Below are 25,257 nucleotides of genomic sequence, written 5' to 3' on the forward strand. Positions count from 1 at the left end.
GGCTATGGCACCACCGACCACTTCATCGCCATGGCGTTCCTGATCGCTGGAAAGCTCACTCACCTGCCGGGCAGTCCTTTGCAAAAAGCAAGGGCCTGACCATGGCTATGGTGGGGAATGTGGCTTTCCACCCGAAACGGAAGAGAGCCGTTTTTTGGCCGCTACCGCGCGACCATCAAGCTTTTTAAGCTATCAAAAGTATAGTAATTGGCTGCTGGCCCAGCCGCTGGCTTGGTCGCTGATCAGTCTTCCACCGGGCGCACAGGCTTGGGGCGGGGGGGCTTGGTGGTGTGGATCAGCAGGGTGGCCTTGTCCATCTCGCCTGCCAGCATCGCGGGGTAGGCCTTGAGCGAATGGATGATGCAGTCCTCGATCAGCGTGCGCTGGTCGGGCGACGGCTTTTTCAGCACCCAGTTGGCGACTTCGCTCTTCACGCCGGGGTGGCCAATGCCGATGCGCAGGCGCCAGTAGTCGGGTGAGCCCAGCTGGCCGTGGATGTCGCGCAGGCCGTTGTGCCCCGCGTGGCTGCCGCCGCGCTTGAGCTTGACCTGGCCGGGGGGGATGTCCAGCTCGTCGTGCACCACCAGGATTTCCTCGGGCTGGATCTTGAAGAACCGCGCGAGCGAGGCCACGGATTTTCCCGAGAGGTTCATGAACGTCTGGGGCTGCAGCAGCCACACGCTCTGGCCGTGCACCGTGGTGCGGGCCACCAGCCCGTGGTAGCTGCGCTCGGGCACCAGCGTGGCCTTGAGTTCGCGCGCCAGGGCGTCAATCCACCAGAACCCGGCGTTGTGGCGGGTGGCCTCGTAGTCGGGCCCCGGGTTTCCAAGGCCTACAAACAGCTTGATCATGGGCGGGATTATCCGTGCGCGAAGGGTGGCAGAGAGGCGAGGGCACGCAGGTGCTGCGCGGCCGCTGAAAAACAAACGGCCCACCGAGGTGGGCCGTTGGTCAGGCCATATCCGCCGAGACGGGGCCTGGATGGAAAAGCAAGTGGATCAGCGAGTGGCTGATTACTTCTTGCCCTTGCCCTTGCCCTTGGCATCGGCAGCAGGTGCTGCGTCGGCGGGGGTTTCCACGACCACGACTGGAGGCACAACCGACACCAGCACGGGGTTGTTGTTCTGGCCGCCACGGATCTTGGCCGTCACGCCCTTGGGCAGCTTGATGTCCTTCAGGTGCAGGGAAGCACCCTTTTCCAGCTTGGACAGGTCCACAGCGATGAACTCTGGCAGGTCCGAAGGCATGCAGGTCACGTCCAGTTCGTTCACGATCGGGTTGACCATGCACTTGTCCACCTTGACGGCATTGGACTCTTCAGCACCGCTGTAGTGCAGTGGCACCTTCAGGTGCAGCTTGGTCTTGTCGTCCACGCGCTGGAAGTCGATGTGCAGCACCAGTTGCTTGTAGGGGTGGTATTGCACGTCGCGCAGCACAACCTTGGCGGTGGTGCCGGCCACTTCCATGTCCAGCACGCTGGAGTGGAAAGCTTCCTTCTTGAGGGCGTGCCACAGAGCGTTGTGGTCGATCTCGATCAGTTGGGGTTCGGTGGTGCCACCGTACACGATGCCAGGCGTCTTGCCCGAGTTGCGCAGACGGCGGCTCGCACCCGTACCCTGCTTGGCGCGCTCAAAAGCGACGAAGTTCATAGTTAGCTCCTGGAAAGAGGCGACCGCGACCAGTCATCCTCTGTTTTAAAAAGGCTTGCGGCATCATCGCCACCCGCCCACTGGTTGTTCCCAAACAGACAACAAGCCTCCCGAAGGAGGCTTGTGTGCAACCGCTGTGCATCGCTCCCGGTGGGAGCGGGTCAGAACAGGTTGTCTTGGTCCGAGAACAGGCTCATCACCGACTCACCCTTGGCAATGCGCTGGATCGTCTCGGCGATCAGCGGGGCCACGGAGAGTTGGCGAATCTTGGTGCATCCCTTGGCGTTGTCGCTCAGGGGGATGGTGTTGGTCACGACCACTTCGTCGAGGGCCGAGCCCTTGGCGATGCGTTCAATGGCGGGACCCGAGAAAATGGGGTGCGTGCAGTAGGCGTACACGCTCTTGGCGCCGCGCTCTTTCAGCACTTCGGCCGCCTTCACCAGCGTGCCGGCGGTGTCGATCATGTCGTCCATGATCACGCAGTTGCGGCCTTCGATTTCGCCGATCACATGCATGACTTCCGACACGTTGGCCTTGGGGCGGCGCTTGTCGATGATGGCCAGATCGCAACCCAGCTGCTTGGCCAGGGCACGCGCACGCACCACGCCGCCCACGTCGGGCGAGACAACGATCAGGTCTTCGTAGTTCTTCTGGCGCAGATCGCCCAGCAGAACCGGAGAGGCGTAGATGTTGTCCACGGGGATGTCGAAGAAACCCTGGATCTGGTCAGCATGCAGGTCCATGGTCAGCACGCGGGCCACGCCCACGGCCTGCAGCATGTTGGCCACGACCTTGGCGGTGATGGGCACGCGGGTGGAGCGGGGGCGGCGGTCCTGGCGGGCGTAGCCGAAGTAGGGGATCACGGCGCTGATGCGCTCAGCCGATGCGCGCTTGAGCGCATCGACCATGATCAGCAGTTCCATGAGGTTTTCGTTGGTGGGTGCGCAGGTGGACTGCACCACGAAAACATCGCGCGCACGCACGTTTTGCTTGATTTCGACGGTGACTTCACCATCAGAGAAGCGACCCACGTCGGCTGCACCCAGGGTGGTGCCGAGGTGCTGGGCGATTTCAGCTGCCATGCCAGGATTGGCATTGCCAGTGAAAACCATGAAGTCGGGGTGATTGGCTTGCATGAGAGTCCCAGCAATCTGAAAAAAAAGCCCGTACGCGAGAAGATATTTGGCAGGGGAAGAAGGATTCGAACCTTCGCATGCCGGAATCAAAATCCGGTGCCTTAACCAGCTTGGCGACTCCCCTACACAGGTCAACTGCCGAAAGCAGCCAACCTTAATTCTCGTCTGATGCCCACCCTGCCAGAGGATGAATCATCAGGTTTTCACATGCTTTGACTTGCCAGCCTTCGGGGGCGTTGTTCAAGTCCACTTCATGTGACATTTGTGCAAACACTGCACTTCCAGAGCCTGTCATTCTAGCCTGTAATCCTCGGTCTTTAAGCCATTCGATGGCTTGCGTGACTTGTGGGCAGAGGGCCTGAGCAACTGGCTGCAAGTCGTTTCGACCGAAGTCAAAGTGTTCTGCAGCAAAGCCTAAGATTGTAGCACTATCTGAATCGCGTTTCAAATTCGGCGACGAAAAAATTAATTTTGTCTCCAAACCTGCTGCGGGCTTCACGATGGCAAAGCGCGCTTGCGGCAGTTGGTGTGCTTTCTCAAGCGGCGTGATTGTCTCACCAATTCCTTCCACCCAAGCGTTGTTGCCGCGTAAAAAAAAAGGAATGTCTGCACCGAGCTGCAAGCCGATCGTTTCCAGTGCGCGGCGTGACATGCCCAGGCCCCAAAGTCGGTTCAAGGCGAGCAATGCTGTCGCAGCGTCGGACGAGCCTCCACCCATGCCAGCCTGGGCGGGAATGCGCTTGAGAACGCCGATGTGCGCGCCCAGCGTGCAGCCCGTAGCTGCTTTGAGTGCGTGTGCTGCTCGCAGCGTCAGGTCCATCTCGGGCAATGGGGTGCCCAGGTCTTCCCTGGAGATACTGCCATCGGAGCGCCGTTCGAAGTGCAGGGTGTCGCACCAGTCCACCAGCATGAAGACCGACTGGAGCAGGTGGTAGCCGTCGGCGCGCCGCCCGGTGATGTGCAGAAACAGATTGAGCTTGGCCGGAGCCGGCACGTCATATAGCGCTTGCATCGCAGAATGGGAAAAGTGGCGTAGGCTGAAGGCAATCGCCTCAGCGGGTCAGCACAATGCGCAAGATGGCTTGTGGGGTGGGGTGTTCGCGCCGCGCGGTGAGGCGGCCGTCCTTCATGCCAGACAGATCGGCCTGCCAGCCGGGGGCTGTGGCCTGGGTGCCGTTGAGCCAACTGAAAAGGGCTGCAATCGGGATGCGTGTGCCTGTCACGTCCAGCAGCAGCGTCTCCAGCGAGTCCGAGGTCCGTGTCTCCTGCCCGTTCTGCAGCGATGCCTGGCCATCTTTCCACTCCAGTTGGGCGATGCGGTTTCCAAACGGGCTCAAAAGCACCAGGCTGCCGCTTTCAGGGTTGCCCTGCAGCTCAAATGTGGCGGAGAAGGACTGCGCAGCCTGTCCATCGACCTGCAGGGCAATCCGCCCACGCCAACTGTCTTCTTCTTGGGATGCCCTCGAGGCTGGCTGTGCGCAACCCGCGAGCCACAGCACACAACAGGCGATCCACGACACCATCCAGCCGCGTTGAAGCACTGTGCTCAACTCCAGGCGATGTCTTCTGCCGCAGGCGTGCATCAAAGCCCTGCCCCAAGCCGCTTGAGTGTTTCTTTCAGTGTGTCGTTGTCGGGGCTGATGCGCTGTCCTTCTCTCCAGACTCTGGTAGCGCCTTCCTTGTCGCCCAGGCTCCACAGCACCTCGCCCAGGTGGGCTGCTATTTCTACATCCGGGCGGGCCTTGTATGCGGTTTCCAGAAGGCGCTTTGCATCGGCCTTGTTGCCCAGGCGGAATTCCACCCAGCCAAGGCTGTCCATGATGAAAGGATCATTCGGCGCAAATTCCAGCGCTTTCATGATCAACTGTTTGGCCTCGGCCAGTCGAAGCCCCCGGTCTGCAAGCGAATAGCCTAGTGCGTTGTAGGCGTGGTGGTACTGGGGTTGGCGGGCAATCACCTGGCGCAGCAACTGCTCCATGGTGTCCGGGTTGCCCATTTTGTCGGCCAGCATTGCCTGGTCATAGACCAGTTCGGCGTCGTCCGGGGCCAGCGCCACCATTTCCACTTGCACTTGGTAGGCTTCTTTGTACAGGCGCTGTTCACGCAGCAGTTGCACTTCGGCTGACAGCTTCATGCGCTGGTTTTCGGGCGAGGTTCCTGGCAGGTTGCGCAGCAACGCCCGCGCCTGTGCGAGTTTGCCTTGCCGTGCCAGCAACGATGCCCGGCGCATCTGGGCGCCAAACACTTCGTCTGCGTTGTCAATGCGACCCAGCCAGGCTTCGGCGGCCGCGAAGTCTTTCTTTTTTTCTGCAATTTGTGCATAGAGCAAGTAGGCCTGGGTCAGGCTTTTTTGTCGCACTTCTGTATCAGGGCTGGCGGAGGCCAGGTCGATGAAGCGCTGCAAAGAGGTTTCAGCGGCGGGCAGGCGGTTGTCCTGAAACTGCAGCGTGGCGACCACGAGCCAGGCTTCCGCCAGATCGGGCTTCTCCTTGGTCACGGCTTCCAGCTGGCGGCCAGCATCGGGATAACGCTGCAGGCCCAGCAGTACACGCGCATAGGCCATCCGCAGTTCGGGCACAGGCTGTTTTGCCAGCGCCTGAATCACAATGGGCTCTGCTTCTGGGACGCTTTCGTCCAAGAGTTCCAGTGCCAACCGCGCGGCATCCTCACTGGCGTTGTCCAGGTCTTGCGCCTTGCGCGCTGCATTCAGTGCGCCGCCTTTGTCGCCAGCGGCCAAGCGCAGGCGCCCCAGCGCAACCCAGGCAGCGGGGCCTGTCGCGGGGTTGGTCAGCTCGTCTATGAGGGCCTGTTCGACGACCTTGGCTGCCAGCGCCTTGTCGCTGGCACGTCCGTACATTTGGGGCAGTGCAGACAGCGAGGCCGCCTTGGCGCGGGGTGGGGACTGTGCGAGTTCCTGGCGCAACAGGTCCGGGGTTTCTCCAATGCGGTTGAGTGCCACCAGGATTTGCAGCACATAGCGGTTGGCCTCGCGGGATTGGGGCAGGGCCTCTTTCCATGCCCGGGCTGCAGCCAGGGCGTATTCGCCCGAGCGGGCTTGCAGGGCGATGTCCGCCGCCCGTTGGTAGAGCTGGCCGTCGGCGCTGCGGCGTGCGGCTTCGAGCATGAACGCGTAGCCGGCGCCAGGGTCACCTGTGCGTGCGCTGACTTCGCCCAGAAAAATTTCGTAGAACAACTCAGCGTCCAGGGCCGGGTTGGATGCAGCCGGTGGCCCACTGGTGGTGGCGCGGTTGACACTGCTGGGTTGCTGGGCCCATGCGGATTGGGCGGCAACCGCCACTGCGGCAGCGAATGCGGCGGTTCGAAAGCTGTGAAAGAGCACCATCGGGCCATAATAATCCATGCCTGTGAAGCCGTTGCCCGGCCTTTTGTATGCCTGAGTTGCCCGAAGTGGAAGTGACCCGCCGCAGCTTTGCCGAAGCGATTGCGGGAGCCAAAATTCAAGCCGTGGTTCTGGGTAAGCCACTTCGCTGGCCTTTGGGCTGTGACCCCCTGTCGTTGGTGGGTCAACAGGTCATGGGGCTGCGCCGGCGGGGCAAGTATCTGCTGGCAGACACCAGCGGGGGGCTTTTGCTGATCCATCTGGGCATGTCGGGCAGCCTGCGCTTTGCGTATGGTTTGCCAGCAGCCGGGCCACATGATCATTTTGATCTGGTGACAGACAAGGGAACCCTGCGACTGCATGATCCGCGCCGGTTTGGAGCAGTCGTGTTTGCAGCGGGTGAACAAGCACCCGTGGCGGTGAAGCTGCTCGGCGCCCTGGGCATGGAGCCCTTGTCGGACGCTTTCTCTTTGCCGGATTTTCAGGCAGGTCTGAAAAAAAGCCGTATGCCCATCAAGCAGTTGCTGCTGGCTGGTCATCTGGTGGTGGGTGTAGGCAATATCTACGCCTCCGAAGTGCTGTTCATGGCGGGCATCCGGCCCACGGCGGTGTCTTCTCGCATCGGAGCCGAGCGGGTGCGCCGCTTGTACGAGGCCATTCGTGTGGTGCTGGCGCGCGCCGTGGAGATGGGGGGCAGTACCTTGCGCGATTTTTCGAATGCGGAGGGCATGGCGGGGCACTTTCAGACCACCGCCAATGTGTATGGGCGCGAGGGCGCCCCTTGTCACACCTGTGGCGCGGCGATACGGCTTTTACGCCAGGGGCAGAGGAGCAGCTACTTCTGCCCCCAGTGCCAGCGGCCCTAGGAAGGAGCCGTTCAACGATTGGTGCGGAGACCCGCTGGGGGCGTCTCATAAAAGCACCCGCGTCCGGGCTTCCAACAGCCTGCGTGCGGTCGATGCTATATTTTGTGTATGTCTACCTTGTAGGCCATTCATAGATCTGTGGGAGCAAAGTGGGACCTTCATTCAACGAACAGTTCGACCAGCACGGCGCCTGGCGGCGGGAGTTCGCCCAGCAGCTCAAGCGACTGGCCGAGTGGATGTCCTCGCATGACCTGATGGATGCCGCCGTGCAGGAGCGACTGCATCGCCTGGAGGAACAGGTCCGCAGCGACAAAGTCATGGTGGCCTTTGTGGCGGAGTTTTCCCGCGGCAAATCGGAACTGATCAACGCGATCTTCTTTGCCGACTATGGGCGCCGCATCATGCCTGCGAGCGCAGGCCGCACCACCATGTGCCCCACTGAGTTGGGTTATGACGCCAATGTGGCGCCCAGTCTCCGGCTGCTTCCCATCGAAACCCGTCTGCAGATGCAGGGTCTTGCCGAGTGGCGGATGAAGGCCGAACGCTGGACAGAAATTCCCCTGGATGTTGGCAATGCGGACCAGATCGCCAAGGCCCTGGAGAAAGTGGCCGAGGTGCGCAAGGTCAGCCTGGACAATGCCCGAGCGCTGGGTTTTTGGCACGATGAGCTGACCGATGAGAACCCTGTGCCCGATGCCCAGGGCCTGGTGGAAGTGCCCATGTGGAGGCACGCCATCATCAACATTCCCCACCCGCTGCTCAAGCAGGGGCTGGTGATTCTGGACACTCCCGGCCTGAATGCCGTGGGCGCAGAGCCCGAGTTGACCGTCAACCTGATCCCGCAGGCGCATGCGGTGGTTTTCATTCTGAGTGCTGATACTGGCGTCACCCGCTCTGATCTTTCTATCTGGCGTGAGCATCTTGCGATATCTCCCGACAGCATGGATGCGCGGCTCGTCGTGCTGAACAAGATCGACACGCTCTGGGATACGCTGAACAGCGCCGAGCAGGTGCAGTCCCAGATGGAGCGCCAGTGCAGCACATCGGCAGAGATGCTGGGCGTGCCGCTGGAAAGGGTGGTCCCCGTATCCGCCCAGAAGGGGTTGGTTGCCAAGATCACGGCGGATGATGTTCTGCTTGAAACCAGTGGTTTGCCTGTTCTGGAGGAAGCCCTGGCCAAAGGCATTATGGGTCGGCGCAGATCCATACTGCGGGCGGCAGTTTCCGCAGGGGTGGCCAGCCTGCGCACAGAGACCGGGCGGGTGATTAACATTCGTCGCCGGGATCTGGACGACCAGATGGCCGAGTTGCGCAGCCTGCGGGGCAAGAACGCCTCGGTGATCGAATCCATGCGCCACCGCATCGAGCAGGAGCAGCGTGAATTCGATTTGAGCACCGCCAAGATCCAGGCCGTGCGTGCTGTGCACCTCAAGCTCTTGCGGGATGTGTTCCAGCAGTTGGGCGCCAAAGCGCTCAAGGCTGAGTTGTCGGAGTTGGCGCAAACGCTGCAGCAAAAAGGCCTCAAGCTGGGCGTCAAAAAAATCTATGTCCAGACCTTCGACAAACTGCGTGGAACGCTGGACAAGGCGCAGGCCTCAGGCACAGAAATCCAGGCCATGTTGGGTGGGACCTTCCGTCAGCTCAATGCCGAGTTCGGGTTCTCGCTTCAGGTGCCCACGCCGCCCCAGCTGGAACACTTCACGCACGACCTGAACCAGATCGAACAAAGCCATCTGCAGTACCTTGGGGTAGGCAATGCGCTGAAACTGGCGCAGCCGGAATTTGCCGAGCGGTTGGTGCGGGCCCTGGCCATGCGGTTGCGCACGGTGTATGAGTCTGCAGCCAACGATCTGGAACTGTGGAGCAAGTCGGCAACGGCGCAACTGGATGCGCAATTGCGCGAGCGCCGCCGCAGCTTTGCGCGTCGCATCGAGGCGGTGGATCGCATACAACAAGCAGCCAGCGGGCTGGTGGAGCGTATTTCGGAAATTGAGGCGGGTGAAGAGGCGCTGGGCTCGCTGGAGCGCAGGCTGCAGGAGCTTACCTCTCAGCTGATTGCCTTGCCGGGCCTGGAGCCCGCAGCTTCCGACGCGCATCTTGTCTCGGCATGAGTGCGCCCGCAGAGGGCGCGCGCGTCGCCGAGCGCGTGGTGGCATGGCAGGCCACCCATGGCCGCAACCACCTGCCCTGGCAGCAAACCCGAGACCCCTATCGCGTATGGCTGTCAGAGATCATGCTGCAGCAAACCCAGGTCAGCACCGTGCTGGACTACTACGCGCAGTTTCTGGCGCGATTCCCGGACGTCATTGCCTTGGCAAACGCGCCCCAGGACGAGGTGATGGGGCTTTGGAGCGGTTTGGGCTACTACAGCCGGGCACGCAATCTGCACCGTTGTGCGCAGCAGGTTGTGGCTGACCACGGGGGACTGTTTCCTCGCTCAGCGGAGGTCTTGGCGACCCTGCCAGGCATCGGCCGATCCACGGCGGGAGCCATTGCTGCATTCTGTTTCTCGGAGCGGGTGCCGATACTGGATGCCAACGTGCGGCGGGTGCTGACACGCCTGCTGGGGTTTGACAAGGACATGGCGTCTGTCGCCAACGAACGCCTGCTGTGGGGGATGGCGGATTCGCTGCTGCCCACCCAAGACCTGGCCCAAGCAATGCCCCGATACACCCAGGGGCTCATGGATCTGGGGGCCTCGATTTGTACCCCACGCGCTCCCCGCTGTTCCGACTGTCCCTTGATGGAGTCCTGCAAGGCGTTGGCAGATGGTGACCCCGAGCGTTATCCCGTCAGAACGCGCAAGCTGGTCCGCAGATCCGAGTCGTGGCAGTTGGTGATCCTCTGTGATGGCCTTGGTCGAGTCTGGCTGCAGCGGCGCCCCCCGACGGGCATTTGGGCAGGCATGCATTGCGTGCCGGTCTTTCCGGGCGATGCTGAATGCGCTGCTTTTGTGGAAAGCCTTGGCGACCCATCACAGTACTTGCAGGAAGAGCTGCCTGCCTTTTTGCATGTGCTTACGCACAGGGACTTGCATCTCCATCCAATACTGATCAGTGGGGATTTTGCGGGAGATGCCCTGGGGGATGGCGAGTGGCTCGGGCCGGACCAATGGCCGTCTGTGGGCTTGCCTGCCCCAATCCGCAAACTGCTGGACGCGACCCAAGCACGGTTGTGGTGAGGTGGTGAAGACGGGGGCTGATCCGCAACCCGATCGCAGCCCGATGCTCAGCGCCCGTCGAGTTCCCGGTGGCGCTTCAGCGCCGTCCAGCGGTCGCTGAAGGCCTCGGCGAGTCGTTCCACCAGATAGACCGAGCGGTGTTGTCCGCCCGTGCAGCCAATGGCGACCGTCACATAGCTGCGGTGGTTCCTGTCAAGCATGTCCAGCCAATGCGCCAGAAACTGCTCTATGTGGGCGCGCATGAGGCTGACATCGGGCTGGTGGCGCAGAAAGTCCGCGACGGGTTGGTCCAGTCCCGTCAGATCGCGCAGCGTCGGTTCGTAATGGGGGTTGGGCAACATCCGCACGTCGAAGACATAGTCTGCATCCATAGGGATGCCGCGTTTGAAGGCGAAGGACTGAAATACCAGGGTCAACTGCCCTTGCGCAGTAGACATCAGGCTCTTGACGTAGCTTTGCAGCTGCGACGCCCGTATCGTGCTGGTGTCGATGACATGCGACTGCTCACGCAAGTCGGCCAGCAGTTCGCGCTCCAGTTCGATGATCTGCACCAGGGCCCTTCGTCCCTGCTGAAGGTCGTCATGGGAGAGAGGGTGGCGGCGGCGCGTCTCGGAGAACCTCCGCACCAGGGTGTCGATGGTTGCATCCAGAAAGATCGATTGCACGGCCACGCCCTGGCTGCGCAGGCGATTCAGCTCCTGGGGGACCTGGTGCAGCGAGGTCGCGCTGCGCACGTCCATGGCGATGGCGACTCGGTTCCCGTGGTGGCGATGCTCCAGCGCAACGAAGGCGGGCAGCAGCTCGGGTGGGAGGTTGTCTACGCAGTAATATCCGGCGTCTTCCAGGGCATGCAGGGCCACGGACTTCCCGGAGCCCGACATCCCTGTGATCAAGACAATTTCAAGTGCCATCAGTCGCTTTCGGCCAGGGTTGTTGCCACATGGTTCAGCATCTCTCGGGCGTGGGCCAAGGTGGTGTCTGTTGAACGCTCGCCGCCCAGCATGCGCGCAATCTCGGCAACACGTTGCTCTTCCTGAACGGCCAGCACCATGCTGGTGGTGCCTTCTGGACTCTTGCGCTTGGACACCTTGAGATGGTGGTGCGCGCAGGCCGCGACCTGGGGCAGATGGGTCACAGCCAGGACCTGGCGGTCCCGGCCCAGTTGCTGCATCAATCTGCCCACGGTTTCTGCGACGGCGCCGCCCACGCCAGAATCCACCTCGTCAAAGATGAGGGTGGGCGCCATACCCAGCTCGCTCGTGGTGACAGAGATGGCAAGGGAGATGCGTGACAGCTCGCCGCCAGAGGCAACCTTGCCAATCGGTTTGGGGCTCATGCCTGGATGGCCAGCGACCAGAAAGACAACATCATCCATCCCGTGGGCTGCGGGTTCCTGGGCACGGGTCAGGGACACTTCAAACCGTCCGCCCTCCATGCCCAGTCCTTGCATGGCCTGGGTAATGGCCGTCGATAACTTGGGCGCCGCCTTGGCGCGCGCCTGCGACAGTGTCCGAGCGGCCACCTGATAAGCCTTGGCACTGGCCGCCTCGGCGGCTTGCAGCTGGTCCAAATCGGTGGCTGCGTCCAGTTGGTGCAGCTCGGCCTTCCAGTCCTGCAGCAGCGCTGGCAAATCCCCGGGAGGCCGCTTGTATCTGCGGGCGAGAGTCATCCATTGCGACATGCGTGCATCCAGCTCGGCCAGGCGTTGTGGATCAATGTCGGCATGCCGCAGGTACGAATGCAGTGAATGGACTACGTCGTTGGCTTGCGCAAGGCTGGATGCAAGGATATCGGCCAAACTGGCAAATTCGGGTTCGATATTCTCCTGGGTTTGTAGAAGCAAGTGGGCCTTCGTCAGGGCACTGAGTGCGCCCGCCTCATCGGCCTGCAGGGTTTGGATGGCCCCGTCAGCTGCATCCAGAAGCGCTTGTGCGTGCGACAGCCTTTTGTGTTGCGCATCCAGCTCATTCCATTCATCGGTAGCGGGGGCCAGCTTCCCCACTTCACTGATTTGCCATTGCAGGCGCTCACGCTCCTGCTGCAAGGTGGCCTGCGCCTGGCGCGCCTGCAGCAGGGCTTTCTGGTCCGCGCGCCACTGCGACCAACGGAGTTGGGTGTCGGCCGTGCTGGTGCCCGCAAACGCATCCAGCAATCCGCGCACTGATTCAGGCCGCGTGAGGCTTTGCCAGGCGTGTTGTCCATGGATGTCGAGCAGCATGTCCCCCAGTGCGCGCAACTGCGCTGCCGTGGCGGGGGTGCCGTTGATCCAGGCGCGGCTTTTTCCCTGGGCATCCACTGTGCGCCGCAGCAAAAGCATGTCGTCTGAATCAAACCCGGCTTCTTCCAGCCAAGGCCGGACATGCCTTGGGCAATCGAATTCAGCGCAGATGTCTGTCCGGGGGCTGCCCTCGCGCACAACCCCTGCATCCGAGCGCGCACCCAAGGCCAGTTGTAACGCATCAATCAGGATGGACTTGCCCGCCCCGGTTTCGCCGGTCAGCACAGTGAAGCCAGGCTGGAGTTCAAGTTCCAGCGTCTGGACAATCACAAAATCACGCAACGTGATTCGCCGGAGTGCCATGGTCAGGAGCCTCCCTCATTCCAGCGCAGCTTTTTGCGCAGCGTTGCAAAATAGTTCCAGCCCTGCGGGTGCAGGAACCGCACACAATGCTCTGACCGTTTGACCAGGATGCGGTCGCCGTGGAGCAGGGAGGCCAATGACTGCATGTCAAAGTTGGCACTGACATCGCGTCCGCTCACCACCTCTACGGCCACCTCCGTGGCGTCGGATAAAACGATGGGGCGGTTGGACAAGGTGTGCGGTGCAATGGGCACCAGCACCCAACCCGGGATGGATGGGTGCAGCATGGGGCCGCCTGCTGACAACGAGTAGGCTGTCGAGCCGGTAGGCGAAGCGATGATGAGCCCGTCAGCGCGCTGGTTGGCCACCAGCCGCCCACCCACCTCCACCCGCAATTCCACCATGCCAGATGTGGCGCCGCGGTTCACGACCACGTCGTTCATGGCAAGGGCTTCAAACACTATTCGCTCATCGCGCACCACAGTGGCATGCATCAGGGGGCGGAGATCCTCTTCGTATGCACCCTTGAGCATGGGTGAGAGGGTTGCCTGGTAAGTGTCAAACGGGATGTCGGTGATAAACCCCAGCCGCCCCTGGTTGATCCCGATCAGCGGCGTACCAAACCGTGCGAGCCTGCGGCCGATGCCCAGCATCGTGCCGTCCCCACCCACTACCAAGCCCAAGTCGCACCGGGCACCGATCTCGTCTACATTCAGCGAGGGGTAGTCATGCGTCAGCCCCGCATTGCTGGCGGTCTCCGCTTCCAGCGCCACTTCGCAGCCCTGGCGTTCTAGAAAGTGGGCGATGTCTTCCAAGGCCTGGCGAGAGCTGTCGCCCGTGGAGCCCGCAGATGAAGCTTGGTACTTGCCTATGAGTGCGACATGGCGGAAATTGGACGTCATCGCGAAATTACATCATTAAAATCATTCCATGCTCGATGACCGCGCCAAGTTGTTGCTCAAAGCCCTGGTCGAGCGCTATATCGCCGACGGGCAGCCGGTGGGGTCCCGCACCCTGTCCAGGGCTTCCGGCCTGGATTTGTCGCCTGCCACGATCCGCAATGTCATGGCCGATCTGGAGGAGCTGGGGCTGATCGCAAGCCCTCACACTTCGGCGGGTCGAATCCCCACCGCGCGGGGCTACAGGCTGTTTGTGGACACCATGCTGACTGTGCAGCGGGACCCGTTGACGGCCCCCCAGCTTGCCCCCGAGCAGCCGCAGAAGGTGATCGCCAATGCTGCCCAGCTGCTTTCCAATCTGTCGCAGTTTGTGGGTGTCGTGATGGCACCTCGGCGCACCTCCGTGTTTCGCCACATCGAATTTTTGAGGCTCTCCGAGCGGCGCTTCCTCGTCATCATCGTCTCGCCCGAGGGGGATGTGCAGAACCGGGTGATCTTTACCGAAGCGGACTACTCGCAGTCTCAGCTTATCGAAGCCTCCAACTTCCTGAATGCGCACTACGCGGGGCTTGCAATGGAGCAGGTGCGCGAACGACTGAAGTCCGAGGTGGATGTGCTGCGCGGCGAAATTGCGTCGCTGATGCAGGCTGCGGTGAATGTTGGGTCCGAGGTATTGTCGGAAGCTCAGGATGCAGTCGTCATCTCTGGTGAACGCAACCTGCTGGCCGTCAGCGACTTTTCCAGTGACATGGGCAACTTGCGGCGGGCCTTTGATCTCTTCGAGCAAAAGACGCAGATATTGCGCCTGCTCGATATCTCCAGCCAGGCCGAGGGTGTGCGCATCTACATCGGAGGGGAGAGCCAGGTCGTGCCTTTTGAAGAGTTGTCCATTGTCAGCGCCCCTTACGAAGTGGATGGCACGGTGGTGGGCACGCTGGGAGTGATCGGCCCCACGCGCATGCCGTATGACAGGATGATCCAGATTGTGGACATCACCTCCAAGCTGGTCTCTAACGCGCTCAGCCATCGCAAGTAAGCCCCTACAATACGGCGCTTGCCCCGTTGTATAGCGCTGGAGCATGGCTTGGGGCGTTAGCTCAGTTGGTTAGAGCAGAGGACTCATAATCCTTTGGCCGTTGGTTCAAGTCCAACACGCCCTACCACCCATCGTTCGCATGGGTGATCATCGTGATCAAGCCATTTTTCAACGGCAATGTGCTCTGTTTCTCTTTGAGACGCCTTGGAGTGCATTACAATCGTGGCTTGCGCTGAATTAGATTTTGTTTGCAGCATGCCACTACCAAGTGGATGCAAATAAAAAGGAAGATTTCAAGGGTCGCCAAGAAATCACGCTATAATTCAAAGCTTAGCGGCTGTAGCTCAGCTGGATAGAGTACTTGGCTACGAACCAAGGGGTCGTGGGTTCGATTCCTGCCAGCCGCACCAACAGGTAAGCCCTGCAAGTCTATGATTTGCAGGGCTTTTTCCTTTTTGGGGTGCGTTCTTCACGCTACCCGCTCCAGTGCCCTTGTGGGGACTTTTGGGGGACTTTGCTCCCCGGCCAGGCGTGCCTGGTGCTCAGCCCGCAGTGTTGCCAGCGATTTGTTCCACGCGCCGCTGTCGGCGGTGATCTTCTCCAGCGCCCCATGCAACTCCACGATCTGCGCCGTGCTGTAGTGCTGGGTCATGCTCCGGGTGCTGTGCCACAAGATATCCGCCACCGTGCCTTCGGCCACGCCAGCCTCGCGCAGGCGCATGCCCACGGTGTGCCGCAGGTCATGCACATGCAGATCGCCCAGGCCAGCAGCAGCCCGCGCGTTTTGCCAGCCCGTGTTGTTCATGGTCTGGATGCGGCGGTATTTCATCAGCGGGGCCTTGGTGGTGTTGGTTTTCCGCTCGCGGCGGTAGACGAACACATACTTGGGGTGCTGGCCCCGTGCTGCCTCGATCACCGACTGGGCGACCGAGTTGCACACGACCAGGCGGCCACGCTTCTTGCCCTTCACGTGTTCGCGGGGCACGTCGAACACTGAGATTCCCAGCTCGGGGATCTGGATCTCCCAATCCCACTCCAGGCTGCACACCACATCGTCACGCACGCCAGTGTTCAGAACGAACAGCGCCATGCGGGCCAGGTGGTCGGGCAGCTTGGGGAGCAGCTTGCGCTGCTGGCCCCAGCTGATGGGGGATGGTTCGCGCTGGTGGCCCACCAGGGGCAGCACGGTGATCTTGGGGGCCGTGTCGAGCCACGTGCGGCCATCTTGATCGCGCCAGGTGGTAGCGGCCAGATTGAGAATCCGGCGCACTATGCCCAGCGCGAGGTTGATGGTCTTGTTGGCGCGGCCTTCTTGTTTGCGCGCGGCGATGTACGGCGCCAGGGTGGCGTCGTGGATCTGCGCGAGTTCAAGCTGGCCGATGAAGGGCATGATCGATTTCAGCAGGATGGCCTCGGTTGCGAGCGAGGTTTTGTCCTGGTTCGTCAGCAGGTAGTGGGCGGCCACCCCGTCGAAGATGCGCGCCTGGCGGGCTCCGTGGAGCACCACCGCGCGCTTGTCGGCCAGCTGCTTGATCAGCCAGATTTCCGCTTCTTCATAACTAAGGAGACCGCGCTGGCGAAATCTCTCGCCCCGCCACCACTTGTCAACTTCCCAGGTGTTGTTGCTTTTGTTGGGGTAGATACCCCGAGTGCTTTGGCCCATGTGTTCCTTCCTTTCTGTTCGGGCCGTCCGTTCCTGGCCGCATTGTGCGCGCTGTCGTTGGCCGCGTCTTGTTCTGTGGGCTGCTGCTCGCCTGCCGCCTCGGCCTTCATGGCGTCGAAGAGCTTGTCCAGATCCTGGCGGTCGTAGATGAGACACACGCCCTGGTGGATGCCGGTGAGGTGGGGCGCCCAGTTGGCCTCCCAGGTGCGGCGCTTTACGCCGACGTAGGCCATGGCTTCTTGTTGGGTGAGGCCGCGTTTCATTTCAGGCGCTCCATTTCCCAGAGGTGGCTGGCATGTGAATGGGCGGCCTCGCGCGTTGGGAAGCCGCTGCTGATTGAGCCGATGACCAGCCTCCAGCAGGACGAATTGAAGTCCCAGTTCTCTAGCCAAACATAGAACCCGTTGTGGAGGGGGGACTCACGCCTGGGCTCAGGAGTCAATCCAGCGTCCGCATGAACGAGCTTTACACGGATAGCATGAAGCGGAGGAACTGAAAAAATCCAGGTGGTCCCGCCGCTGTGACGGTCCATGGCCTCGCCACGCAGCTTTGGAAGCAACAGGATGCAAGGCTTGCTGCGGCCAGCTTTGATCCAGGGATCGTCGCCACATGCATTGATGCAGTCGCAGGTGTCGGGGCCGTCAGAGCGTCCAGCGCATCGAGGTCCTTTGTCCCCGAGGCTGGAAGCGCCGCAGCGCGTCGGTGTAACGCAGGGCGCGCATTTTTCGGGTTGAGGCACTCGTGGCGCGGCAGCGGGGCGATTCTTTTTCATGATGGCACCGCCTCTTTCGGCACATTGAAGAACCCCAAGCGCCCCTTGAACGGCACGAAGGGAATGGGGCTACTGTCACGCAGCACGAAGCCGTGGGAGCCGTCTTGCTTCCAAGGGGATGGATGGTGCTGGCGGCAGTCGGTGACATGGGCCCAGCCGACGAAGCCGCCGCGCGGCAGGTCTTCGTAGGCGGGCATGCTGGCGGGCAGCAGGCCCATGCGCAGCAGCTCCTCGCATGTCTCGTCGTAGTAACGGCGGGCCATGGTCTGGCCTGCGTGCACCAGCAGGCGGCCCCGGAAGTTGGTGGGCCAATCACGGTTCTCGATGTCTTTGTGGCCGTGGACGATGAGCCAGGCCCACGGCTGGCGGATGCTGAGAGCGGGGATCATGCTGACACCTCCAGGCCCAGGTCGGACGGCGCCACGTGTAGCAGCTCGCCGCCGCCCTGGCTTTGCATGTGGGCGATGACGCGCTTGCTGGCGGTGTGTAGCTCTGCTGCGGACAGCTGGCGCAGCTGGTGGTCGTGCAGGTCAACCATGCAGGTGATGGCGTCCAGTTCGTAGTAGCGCAGCGGCGTGGGGTGCCATTCACCCGATTCGTTGCCGCGATCCAGCACGGATTTGATGGCGACCAGTGCGGCGTCGATGTGGCCCGACATGCCGCGCACGTAGCCCAGACGCTCGATCTCCAGCGCGATCAGCATTGTGGAGCGCAGGGTTTGCACCTGCAGCTCGGTGGCCACGCCCTCGCGCATGCGGGTGGCGCATTGGCGCACGGCGTCCATGGTCTCGCGGATCTCGGCCTCGGTGAGGCGCGAGGCGCGCTGCAGGGCCTTGCGGAGGGTATCCACGTTGGCCTTTTGGCGAGGCTGGGGGATGCGGTAGCGTGGGAGACCCATCAGATAGCCTCCAGCTCGGTGTAGTCCGCGATCAGGCCGTTTGCGCCGGGCAGATCGGGCACGTTGAGCATCCAGGCGCGGTCGCCGGTCTTGCTGGTGAGAACGCCTGTAGCGCCCTTGGTGAGCATCAGTGCGCCCTTGGCGTTCTTGAGGTCGATACGCACGCGCACGTGCTGGTTGGGCTCGAAGTTGTTGGCCTGGGGCGCCTGTTCGCTCATGGCCTGGGCGATGCCCGCCATCACCTCGGCCTGGCTGGCTTTGCCGGTGCCGTCCACGGCGCCCTTGGCTTTGCCTTTGGGCTTGAGGGCAGGTTTGGCCTTGTCGGCGACCGGAGGCGCGGCCTCGGCGTCGGCCTCGGCCGCGCGCTCGACGGCTTCGGCGTTCATGGCTTGCTGCACTTCGCGCTTGATGGCGCCGATATCGACCTTGGCAATGGGGGCCACTTCTTCAAGATGCAGGGCTTCGTCGGCGGGCCGGTTGAACATGGGGCCATGGTCGAAGGCGGCTGCGAGCATGAGCAGTACCATGTTCTGCACGCGCGGTGGGGATTCCGCCACCCCGCGCACAGCGCTCTGCAGGGTGTCGTCGCTGAAGCCTGGGCTCAGCTGGAAGATTTGCGCCAGGGCTTCATCATCCGTCTCGCGGGCCATGGTGAGGACGATGCGGTATGCGGCCTGCTGGGGCAGTGAATCCAGATCGTCGGGCTCGGCATCCACGCGCAGGCCCTCGATGGTGGCTCGCACTGCTGCGCTGCGCCAGCGTTGCTGGTATTCATCCTCCAGCTCTTCCTTGGTGCGCGTGGGGGCCTTCTTGCTCGCCTTGCCCGCCGCACCCTTGGCCTGCAGCGCTTCGCCCGCAGCACGCACGGGCACGGCTTCTACGACGCCGCCTGTGGGCGTTTCGATCAGCACCACCTTGCTCTGTGGCACTTCCTGGCCCAGCACTTCGCGCATGGGCTCTGTGCCGCCCTTCTTGGGCTTGTCCAGCAGGATGTAGCCCTTGGGGGTAGCGCCCTCGGTGGGCATCAGCTCGCGCGCCTCGCGGCCGGTGATGATCTGGCGGCCTTTGGCCTGGGCATCGGCCTTGAGGGCGTCGTAGTGGGCCTCTTTTTTGTCGGCAAAGCAGGCGGTGTCGGTACAGACGTCTGCACCCGCCTTGTCCCACAGCTCGGGGTTGGCGCCCGTGCGCTTGGGGCACTGGGTGCATGCGCCCACCTTGGGCAGCAGCTGGGCGTTGTCCAGGGCGAAGGGCGCCTGGGTGAGGTCCGTCATGTAGTTGCGCTGGGCCAGATCCTTGGCGCTGCGGTAGCTGAGCGGGCCGCCATCGGGGCCGCCCGTGAGCACCTTCCTGGTGAACTCCACCTGCAGGGCTGGTGTGGGGCGCTGGGCCACCAGCAGGGCCACGCTGCGGTTGAGCGTGCCCGCCTTGAGGGCTGCAATGGCCTCGGGGCAGATGTTGAGCAGGCGCAGGCTCTCGAACACGTGCGAGCGGCTTTTCTTGAGCGCGTCGGCCACGGCCTCGCGCGTCATGCTGAAGTCGTCGACCAGCTGCTGTATGCCACGTGCCTCGTCCAGAGGGTTGAGGTCTTCACGATGCAGGTTCTCGATCAGCTGCAGCACCACAGCGGTGGTGTTGTCGGCTGCGATGATCAGCACTGGCACGCGGCGCAGGCCTGCGATGCCAGCGGCCATGAAGCGGCGTTCGCCCGCGATGATTTCGTGCGTGGCGTGGCGGGTGGCCTCGTCGATGAACGTGTCTTGCAGGCGCTCGGCAGGCAGGCGGCGCACCAGCAAGGGTTGCAGCACGCCGTACACCTTCATCGTGGCGGCCATGTTCAGCAGGGCTTCGTCTTCGATGATCTGCCGGTTGGTCTTGCTGCGCACTAGTTCCGATAGGGACAGGGTGCTGTCAGCGGGCGCGGCCTGGGCGGCGTCGGCACCGACCAAAGTGAAGTCGGCCAGCGGCACGCTCACCTGTGCGGCGCCGCACTGCAGCCAGTAGCTGCGCCCGCCTGGTGGCTTGCCGATGACCTGGGCTTGCTGGCCTGCGTAGGGATGCTTGCCGCCGCCTTTGGCTGGCTTGGCGTCGGGGTTGATGGTGACCGTGAGGCCAATGAGTGGATCTTTGGTGGCCATGGTTTATGCAGGCTGTGGGGTGCGGAAGCTGGTGCGGCTGGGCAGGCGGAAGGCGTCTGTCGAGCCCGGGCGGTAGGGGTTGGTGCGCAGCTCGGGGCAGGTGTACGGGTCGCCCTTGGTGGTGCTGTTGCGCACGGGCACTTCGGCGCTGGCGATCTCAAGGCGCTCGCTCTTGCGGCGGGCCTGCAGCTCGGCCTGCGATGGCACGGGGCTGATGAGCACCTTGCCGGTGCCTGAGACTTTGGCCGTGGGAATGGGCTGCATTGCTGGGGTGTGTTTGCGGGCGGTCATTGCTTGATGCCTTCCGTAACTGATTGGATGTTGGTTGCCAGCGTCGCGTTGATGGCATCGCGTAGTTGGTGAAAGCGTTCGAGGTACAGCTGCGCCCAATCGGCCCAGCTGCGTTGTGCGCGGGCGGCGGTGTGCAGCTGCACCCAGTGGGCGGGTTCGACCTTGCGGCCCGGGGTGTCCAAGATGGCCCAAGGCGCCGATATGCCCTCGGTGTAGATGACGAGGTCGCGGCGTTCGGTGGCCAGCGCCATCAGGTCTATGGCCTTGATTTGCGCTCGATGGCTTAGGAAGATTCCCATCAGCCCGAAATGGCGGCGCACCGAGTTGGCCTGGGGCGATTCCAGCCGTTCCCACGCGCTACCCAGTTCCCACTTCACGGGGGAGCTGCAATCGCCCACATACACCTCGTGCGCGTCATGCATGAGGCAGGCCAGTTGCACAACTGCGGGGAGCATCAGGTGCGCAGCGATGTCGGCACAAAGCAGCTGGTGTTCCACCACGCTGTAGGGGCGGATGCAGTGGCCGGTGAACCGATTGATCTGCGCGCCCGCGTGGGCGATGACCTCGATGGAGTATCTGTTCTGGGCCATGTCGTACCCACTGAGGTAGTGGGGCATGCCATCGGCCGTGACGATCCAGTAGCTGCTCATGCTTGCGCCTCCGCCCTGAGTTGGTCGAGTTCTGCGGGAGTGAAAGGGCCAACGGCCATGGCGTGTTGGCTGCGGTTCACCACATCAATGGCCGCGCGCCACAGGCTTGCGGGGACGGCGTAGGCGTAGCCATCGGCCTGGGTGATGTCATGCACCAGCGACAGCGCGGGCACGGCTTGGGTGCCGTGTGTGACGGTTAGGCCCTGGTGTTGGCAGTAGTTGATCAACTCCAGCGCCACGAGCTGGGCTGCGTTGAGAGCCGCGCCAGGGGTGGGCTTGGCGAGGTCGGTAGCCAGCGCAACGTTGCCGTGGGCATCGGTGCTGAGCGTGAAGGTGACTGTGGTCTTGCGGGTCATTCCAGATCCTTTCGGGTGGATGGGGTTTGGTAGGGAAGGCCGATGTGCGCGGCGTCGCAGTCGAGGCGACGGGCGCGGAATCGGGGATTGGTTGCGTCCAGCTCGGCCACCTGGCCGCGCAGGCTGCGAGCCAGGGCGTTGGCCGCCATGTGGCTGGACGCGCTGCCGTTGGGGTAGGAGTGGCGTGCGCGCACTTCCTGTCCGGTGGCGGCGTCAGTCAGATGCACTTCCAGCAGCGGGATGCCCGCCGTGGTGGTGCGGCACACGCACGAGGTGACCTGACCGCGTATGCGTAGCTGCAGGGCGGCGGTCATGGGCGACCCCTTGGGCGGCGACGGCGTTCGCGCAGGTCCAGGTCCATGTGCGTAGCGGCCTTGATGCGCACGTGGTTGCCGTCGAAGCTCCACCAGTTGCGCAGGTAGGTCAGGATGAAAAGCAGGGCGCGCATGCTCAGCCTCCTCGGAGCACTACGGCCACCAGCGCCACCAGCAGGGCCGATGCCAAGGGGCGCAGTGGGCGCGTCTTGCTGCGGGCGTAGTAGGGGCCGTCTACCTGGATGGGGCAGCCGGTGTAAGCGCGGCGCTTGGGTTTGGGGGCCTCGATCACCATGAAGCGCCGGTCGTTCGTTCCCTCGGGCGGGAGGAAGTCCACCGCGCCCGATGTGAAGAAGATGGTGATGGGCCGCGCTGGAAAGTCAGCGGTGTGGAATGGCTTTGTGGGGGCCGGGAAGCGATCACCGGGGGCGGTGATCAGCTCCTTGATGTGGGCGCGGGCTGTCATCGCAGTGGCCCCACGGTGATGCTGCGGGCCTCTGGGTAGAGGGCGAAGGCGGCGTCCATGGCCTCCTGTGCGCTGTGGAAGATGTCGTCGTAGGGCTTGCGGCCCTGCACCTTGATGCGGAAGGTCAGCATGGGGATGCCTCCTTATGAGCGGCTTCGTGCTTGGGGGTGAAGACGGCGCGGCCTGCATCGGTGGGCTTCAGCTCGGCGTCGAGCAGGCCACGAGCTTCCAGGGCGCGGCGGGTGGCGGCGATCTTGAGCGGGCCACCGGCAAGGCCCTGGCCGATACGCTTGCCGTCAATAGCGTTGCGCAGCATGTTGCGCATGGCGGGGGAGAGGCGAGGCGGGCTCATGGCTTGGGCACCTCCACCAGATTGCCGAAGTTGTCAGGCACGTAGAAACGGAAATCGCTTGTCCATTCCTCGTGTCCCAGCACGGCCTTGCGTTTCTCGTAACCCATCCACACGTGGGCGCGACCTTCGGTCTTGGAGCGCCACACGACATGGCCTCTGCTGGAATACGAGTTGTCCTGCCCGTGCCAGCAAGCCTGCCGTGGATCTGGAGCGGCCAACAAAATCGCTTGCGGGTCTATCTCCACCCGCAGGTCGTTGGGCCACGGCTCGAACTTGAGCGTTGCTTCGTGCTGCTGGCGCAGTTCGTCAAGGTCGAGGCCGTTAGCCGTAGCGGCTTCCTCGGTCAGCAGTTCGTAGGTGCGGCTACCTGGCCCGATGAGCCACGCCAGGCGGGCATCGCGCTGCATCTGGCGCAGGATGTGGTGGACGGCGGCGCTCATGCTGCACCGCCCTTCTGGCGTGTCCGCTGGGCGCCAAAGCTGAAGTCAGTGACCGGATACTCAAGCAGGTACTGCCTAAACGCCTCGGCGCCGCCCTCGCAGTCGATCCAATGGTGGATCTCGCGGAAAAAGGCTGGTTGTGCCTCTTGGGATTCGGGCTCAATAACGAAGAACCGGCGCTGGGTGTCAACCAACTCCCACTGCACCGCTGAGCCAGACAAGAAAATGAAGTTCGCCTTGTTCTCTTCTTTCAGCGCGGGGTGGTATTTGCGGTTGATAGTGATCTCGGGCGATGTGATCCACGCCTTGATCTGCTCGCGTTTGGCGATAAGAGATCGGTGGCTGTGCTCCGCTTCGACTGCAACAAATCGGCGGTTTGACAGCCATTCATTGAAGACGCCATGTGCCTCTTCGGAACCCACGATGGCGCCGTGATCCTCGTAGATATCCACCATTACCTGGGCCAGCAAGCTCTTGCCAGACCCGGCGCCACCTTGGATGGCCACAGCGGCGGTGAGCTTGGTACCCGGTTGTTGCAGGGGGACTGCAAGCCAGCACAGAAGCCAGTGCATGTCGGCGTCGCACTGGGCGTCTGACTTCTCTGGCTGGCGCGTCAGGCGGCGCAGCAGCGCGAGCATTGGTTGTGCGGCTGTGTGCTTCATGCTGCACCGCCTTCCAGAGCCTTGCCGACATTCGCCTGCAGCAGCGCCAGCTCCAGCCGCGCCCGCACGCGGGGCGTGCAGAAGAAGTCCACGTCGTGCAGGGGCACGTGCTTGGTGCCCTCGCTGCCCCATTCGCACTCGAACAGGGCGGTGTCGTCGTCGGCGTCGCCCTGGGCGATCAGGTCGCTGGCTTCGGTGATGCCGTAGATGAGACCGCGATTACACCAGCCGATGGTGCTGATGTTCCAGGCCAGTGCCAGAAGTGCCTCGATGCGGGGGTGTGGAATCTCGCCGGTGGGGCAGTCGAAGAACACCCAGCGCTCTTGCAGGGGGCGGTCGCGCTCGGCCATGTCTCGGGGCAAGGAGACGATGGCGCGGTACAGGCGGCCGTGCGCTAGGTAGTGGGCGGGGTGGGGGTGGCTCCCGGGTAGCCGGGGCGCTGGGTTGGCTGGCGCTGCCGTTGGGCGGCAGGCCGTGCTTTGCAATGACATGAAACCTCCATCGCCCGGGGTGGGCGTGGAGGAATTCTACAATCGTAGATTGTTGACTGTCAACAATCGTAGAACGAGTGGAATCTATGTAGTTATTTGGGCTTCGTTTGTCCTTAGGGCGCCTACTCTGGGGACTGCACGCCGGTCACAACGCCATTTTCGACATAGACATATTGGGATTTGAATCCACCACGGTCGTACACCCACTGCTCGTGGCTACCGTAGCTCCCAACGCTGCGATTGATTTTCGTAGGTGCGCCCCATGATCGCCTCGCTTGCGCAGCGGTCATTCCGACCACAATCTTGCTGGTTGCAATTGCTGCATTAATTCGTGAGTCGCGCGGTGTGGTTGGGGGCACCTGATCGAGTTTTAGTGACTCAGCAGTTTTTGCGGTACTGGAGCAAGGAGCCTCTTGATAGGCTACTTTCCCATCAGCGCCGACGCATTTGTGGACGGCCCACGAGGAGCTGGAGTAGACCAGGAGGCATGCGGCCATCCAGCTTGCTTGGGATGCTTTCATGTCTCGCTACCCTCCTGAAATCTGGTTTGGAAATAGTAGATTTTGGCCGAAGGCCTACGGCTGAATGCGTCGGCTTTTACGTGCGTCGCTCTCTCTGGTTTTTACGATGCCTTGAATGAATGTATCTACGTTATTGATGTCTTCATTGCTGAGAAGGCGTTGAAAAACCTCTTGGCTTACCGTGAATGGCCAGTATGGAGGGCGGTGTAGTTCTTTCCGGATATCGTTCACGACGTGAGATTCGATGGGGTGTGCGCTTGCAGGCAAATCCATCGTCTGCCCCCACGTGACTTTTGCCTTTGCAACGGCAGTCCAGTCGGCTGATTCGTCCAGCAACTGCTCAAGGGTGAGTCCCAGGGCCTTTGCTAGGGCCGCTGCTTTTTCCGAACGTTTGCTGTCACGTACCTCGATTGCGCTGATGGTGCCGACGTCCACGCCGCTTTTCAACGAGAGGTCTTCTAGCTTCCAGCCATGAAACAGGCGGTAGCGTTTTACTTGTTTTCCTAAGGCCATGAAGAAGCCTAAACAACTGTAGATGCACGAGCAAATACGCTTGTA

31 protein-coding genes and 3 tRNA genes are annotated in these 25,257 nt (G+C 62.3%); 6 read left to right on the top strand and 28 right to left on the bottom strand.

Annotation, left to right across the window (positions count from 1 at the left end; translation table 11 throughout):
* Positions 1-242: 242 nt before the first annotated feature.
* The 7 genes from pth to A1D30_RS20380 form a co-directional block, all read right to left on the bottom strand.
* Positions 243-851: an aminoacyl-tRNA hydrolase gene (gene pth, locus A1D30_RS20350; RefSeq protein ID WP_063462555.1), complete on the bottom strand. Its 609-nt coding sequence runs from the start codon at positions 849-851 to the stop codon at positions 243-245.
* Positions 852-1,013: 162 nt separating this feature from the next.
* Positions 1,014-1,649, bottom strand: coding sequence for a 50S ribosomal protein L25/general stress protein Ctc (locus tag A1D30_RS20355; RefSeq protein ID WP_063462556.1), 636 nt, complete (start codon positions 1,647-1,649; stop codon positions 1,014-1,016).
* A 161-nt stretch (positions 1,650-1,810) separates the two neighbouring features.
* Positions 1,811-2,785 carry a ribose-phosphate pyrophosphokinase gene (locus A1D30_RS20360; protein WP_063462557.1) on the bottom strand — a complete coding sequence of 325 codons (975 nt, stop codon included), beginning with the start codon at positions 2,783-2,785 and terminating at the stop codon, positions 1,811-1,813.
* A 47-nt stretch (positions 2,786-2,832) separates the two neighbouring features.
* Positions 2,833-2,909: transfer RNA gene (locus A1D30_RS20365), tRNA-Gln, on the bottom strand.
* 30 nt (positions 2,910-2,939) lie between these two features.
* Positions 2,940-3,797, bottom strand: a complete 858-nt coding sequence (ispE, locus tag A1D30_RS20370) for a 4-(cytidine 5'-diphospho)-2-C-methyl-D-erythritol kinase (RefSeq protein WP_063462558.1) — start codon at positions 3,795-3,797, stop codon at positions 2,940-2,942.
* A 40-nt stretch (positions 3,798-3,837) separates the two neighbouring features.
* Positions 3,838-4,326, bottom strand: coding sequence for a lipoprotein insertase outer membrane protein LolB (locus A1D30_RS20375; protein ID WP_347336245.1), 489 nt, complete (start codon positions 4,324-4,326; stop codon positions 3,838-3,840).
* A 41-nt stretch (positions 4,327-4,367) separates the two neighbouring features.
* Entirely contained in the window at positions 4,368-6,146 is a 1,779-nt protein-coding gene (locus tag A1D30_RS20380; protein ID WP_063462560.1) for a tetratricopeptide repeat protein, read from the bottom strand.
* Positions 6,147-6,175: 29 nt separating this feature from the next.
* Between A1D30_RS20380 and mutM the strand changes: the two genes are divergently transcribed.
* The 3 genes from mutM to mutY all read left to right on the top strand — a co-directional run bounded on the left by mutM (position 6,176) and on the right by mutY (position 10,172).
* The gene (mutM, locus tag A1D30_RS20385; protein WP_063462561.1) at positions 6,176-6,991 is read left to right on the top strand and encodes a bifunctional DNA-formamidopyrimidine glycosylase/DNA-(apurinic or apyrimidinic site) lyase; all 816 of its coding nucleotides are present in this window, start codon (positions 6,176-6,178) and stop codon (positions 6,989-6,991) included.
* A gap of 149 nt (positions 6,992-7,140) precedes the next feature.
* Entirely contained in the window at positions 7,141-9,102 is a 1,962-nt protein-coding gene (locus A1D30_RS20390) for a dynamin family protein (RefSeq protein ID WP_063462562.1), read from the top strand.
* A complete protein-coding gene (gene mutY, locus A1D30_RS20395) occupies positions 9,099-10,172 on the top strand; it encodes an A/G-specific adenine glycosylase (protein ID WP_063462563.1) in 1,074 nt (357 codons plus the stop codon). The genes A1D30_RS20390 and mutY overlap by 4 nt, the downstream gene beginning before the upstream one ends.
* Positions 10,173-10,219: 47 nt before the next feature.
* Here mutY and rapZ read toward each other — a convergent pair whose 3' ends face one another.
* From rapZ to A1D30_RS20410, 3 genes are read right to left on the bottom strand one after another with little or no spacing between them, the layout of a single operon-like run.
* Entirely contained in the window at positions 10,220-11,083 is an 864-nt protein-coding gene (gene rapZ, locus A1D30_RS20400) for an RNase adapter RapZ (protein ID WP_063462564.1), read from the bottom strand.
* A complete protein-coding gene (gene recN, locus A1D30_RS20405) occupies positions 11,083-12,753 on the bottom strand; it encodes a DNA repair protein RecN (RefSeq protein WP_063462565.1) in 1,671 nt (556 codons plus the stop codon). The genes rapZ and recN overlap by 1 nt, the downstream gene beginning before the upstream one ends.
* Positions 12,754-12,755: 2 nt before the next feature.
* Positions 12,756-13,655 carry an NAD kinase gene (locus A1D30_RS20410; RefSeq protein WP_063462566.1) on the bottom strand — a complete coding sequence of 300 codons (900 nt, stop codon included), beginning with the start codon at positions 13,653-13,655 and terminating at the stop codon, positions 12,756-12,758.
* Between the two features lie 28 nt (positions 13,656-13,683).
* Here A1D30_RS20410 and hrcA point away from each other — a divergent pair, with 28 nt between their 5' ends.
* The 3 genes from hrcA (at position 13,684) to A1D30_RS20425 (ending at position 15,098) form a co-directional block, all read left to right on the top strand.
* Positions 13,684-14,688: a heat-inducible transcriptional repressor HrcA gene (hrcA, locus tag A1D30_RS20415; RefSeq protein ID WP_063462567.1), complete on the top strand. Its 1,005-nt coding sequence runs from the start codon at positions 13,684-13,686 to the stop codon at positions 14,686-14,688.
* A 50-nt stretch (positions 14,689-14,738) separates the two neighbouring features.
* Positions 14,739-14,815: transfer RNA gene (locus tag A1D30_RS20420), tRNA-Ile, on the top strand.
* A 206-nt stretch (positions 14,816-15,021) separates the two neighbouring features.
* Positions 15,022-15,098 (top strand) — tRNA-Arg (locus A1D30_RS20425).
* Positions 15,099-15,157: 59 nt separating this feature from the next.
* Here the strand turns inward: A1D30_RS20425 and A1D30_RS26505 are convergent.
* From A1D30_RS26505 to A1D30_RS24945, 18 genes are all read right to left on the bottom strand, one after another.
* A complete protein-coding gene (locus A1D30_RS26505; protein WP_277922026.1) occupies positions 15,158-16,078 on the bottom strand; it encodes a tyrosine-type recombinase/integrase in 921 nt (306 codons plus the stop codon).
* Positions 16,079-16,221: 143 nt separating this feature from the next.
* Positions 16,222-16,614, bottom strand: a complete 393-nt coding sequence (locus tag A1D30_RS26510; RefSeq protein ID WP_157891347.1) for a hypothetical protein — start codon at positions 16,612-16,614, stop codon at positions 16,222-16,224.
* A 505-nt stretch (positions 16,615-17,119) separates the two neighbouring features.
* Complete coding sequence (locus tag A1D30_RS20440; protein WP_242421959.1) at positions 17,120-17,512, bottom strand: ASCH domain-containing protein; 393 nt, start codon at positions 17,510-17,512, stop codon at positions 17,120-17,122.
* The gene (locus tag A1D30_RS20445; protein WP_063462570.1) at positions 17,509-18,021 is read right to left on the bottom strand and encodes a hypothetical protein; all 513 of its coding nucleotides are present in this window, start codon (positions 18,019-18,021) and stop codon (positions 17,509-17,511) included. The genes A1D30_RS20440 and A1D30_RS20445 overlap by 4 nt, the downstream gene beginning before the upstream one ends.
* Positions 18,021-20,156: a ParB/RepB/Spo0J family partition protein gene (locus tag A1D30_RS20450; protein ID WP_063462571.1), complete on the bottom strand. Its 2,136-nt coding sequence runs from the start codon at positions 20,154-20,156 to the stop codon at positions 18,021-18,023. Before A1D30_RS20450 ends, A1D30_RS20445 begins: the two co-directional genes overlap by 1 nt.
* 3 nt (positions 20,157-20,159) lie before the next feature.
* A complete protein-coding gene (locus A1D30_RS20455) occupies positions 20,160-20,447 on the bottom strand; it encodes a hypothetical protein (protein ID WP_131798501.1) in 288 nt (95 codons plus the stop codon).
* Entirely contained in the window at positions 20,444-21,097 is a 654-nt protein-coding gene (locus A1D30_RS20460; protein WP_063462573.1) for a hypothetical protein, read from the bottom strand. The genes A1D30_RS20455 and A1D30_RS20460 overlap by 4 nt, the downstream gene beginning before the upstream one ends.
* Positions 21,094-21,453, bottom strand: a complete 360-nt coding sequence (locus A1D30_RS20465) for a hypothetical protein (protein WP_063462574.1) — start codon at positions 21,451-21,453, stop codon at positions 21,094-21,096. The genes A1D30_RS20460 and A1D30_RS20465 overlap by 4 nt, the downstream gene beginning before the upstream one ends.
* A complete protein-coding gene (locus A1D30_RS20470) occupies positions 21,450-21,767 on the bottom strand; it encodes a hypothetical protein (RefSeq protein ID WP_063462575.1) in 318 nt (105 codons plus the stop codon). The genes A1D30_RS20465 and A1D30_RS20470 overlap by 4 nt, the downstream gene beginning before the upstream one ends.
* Entirely contained in the window at positions 21,764-21,901 is a 138-nt protein-coding gene (locus A1D30_RS25885) for a hypothetical protein (RefSeq protein ID WP_157891348.1), read from the bottom strand. The genes A1D30_RS20470 and A1D30_RS25885 overlap by 4 nt, the downstream gene beginning before the upstream one ends.
* A 2-nt stretch (positions 21,902-21,903) precedes the next feature.
* The gene (locus A1D30_RS20475; RefSeq protein WP_063462576.1) at positions 21,904-22,233 is read right to left on the bottom strand and encodes a hypothetical protein; all 330 of its coding nucleotides are present in this window, start codon (positions 22,231-22,233) and stop codon (positions 21,904-21,906) included.
* A complete protein-coding gene (locus A1D30_RS26665; RefSeq protein WP_277922025.1) occupies positions 22,230-22,364 on the bottom strand; it encodes a hypothetical protein in 135 nt (44 codons plus the stop codon). Before A1D30_RS26665 ends, A1D30_RS20475 begins: the two co-directional genes overlap by 4 nt.
* On the bottom strand, positions 22,358-22,585 hold the full coding sequence (locus A1D30_RS20480; RefSeq protein ID WP_131798502.1) for a hypothetical protein: 228 nt from the start codon (positions 22,583-22,585) through the stop codon (positions 22,358-22,360). Before A1D30_RS20480 ends, A1D30_RS26665 begins: the two co-directional genes overlap by 7 nt.
* Complete coding sequence (locus A1D30_RS20485) at positions 22,582-23,025, bottom strand: hypothetical protein (protein WP_063462578.1); 444 nt, start codon at positions 23,023-23,025, stop codon at positions 22,582-22,584. The genes A1D30_RS20480 and A1D30_RS20485 overlap by 4 nt, the downstream gene beginning before the upstream one ends.
* A complete protein-coding gene (locus A1D30_RS20490; protein ID WP_131798503.1) occupies positions 23,022-23,687 on the bottom strand; it encodes a primase-helicase family protein in 666 nt (221 codons plus the stop codon). Before A1D30_RS20490 ends, A1D30_RS20485 begins: the two co-directional genes overlap by 4 nt.
* Positions 23,684-24,178 carry a hypothetical protein gene (locus A1D30_RS20495; protein ID WP_131798504.1) on the bottom strand — a complete coding sequence of 165 codons (495 nt, stop codon included), beginning with the start codon at positions 24,176-24,178 and terminating at the stop codon, positions 23,684-23,686. The genes A1D30_RS20490 and A1D30_RS20495 overlap by 4 nt, the downstream gene beginning before the upstream one ends.
* Before the next feature lie 122 nt (positions 24,179-24,300).
* Positions 24,301-24,699 carry a DUF4124 domain-containing protein gene (locus A1D30_RS25320; RefSeq protein ID WP_109791005.1) on the bottom strand — a complete coding sequence of 133 codons (399 nt, stop codon included), beginning with the start codon at positions 24,697-24,699 and terminating at the stop codon, positions 24,301-24,303.
* A gap of 54 nt (positions 24,700-24,753) precedes the next feature.
* The gene (locus A1D30_RS24945; RefSeq protein ID WP_082836554.1) at positions 24,754-25,212 is read right to left on the bottom strand and encodes a helix-turn-helix transcriptional regulator; all 459 of its coding nucleotides are present in this window, start codon (positions 25,210-25,212) and stop codon (positions 24,754-24,756) included.
* Positions 25,213-25,257 lie beyond the last annotated feature (45 nt).

It is taken from the genome of Acidovorax sp. GW101-3H11 (genome assembly GCF_001633105.1).
In the GTDB taxonomy this organism is placed as follows: domain Bacteria; phylum Pseudomonadota; class Gammaproteobacteria; order Burkholderiales; family Burkholderiaceae_C; genus Acidovorax.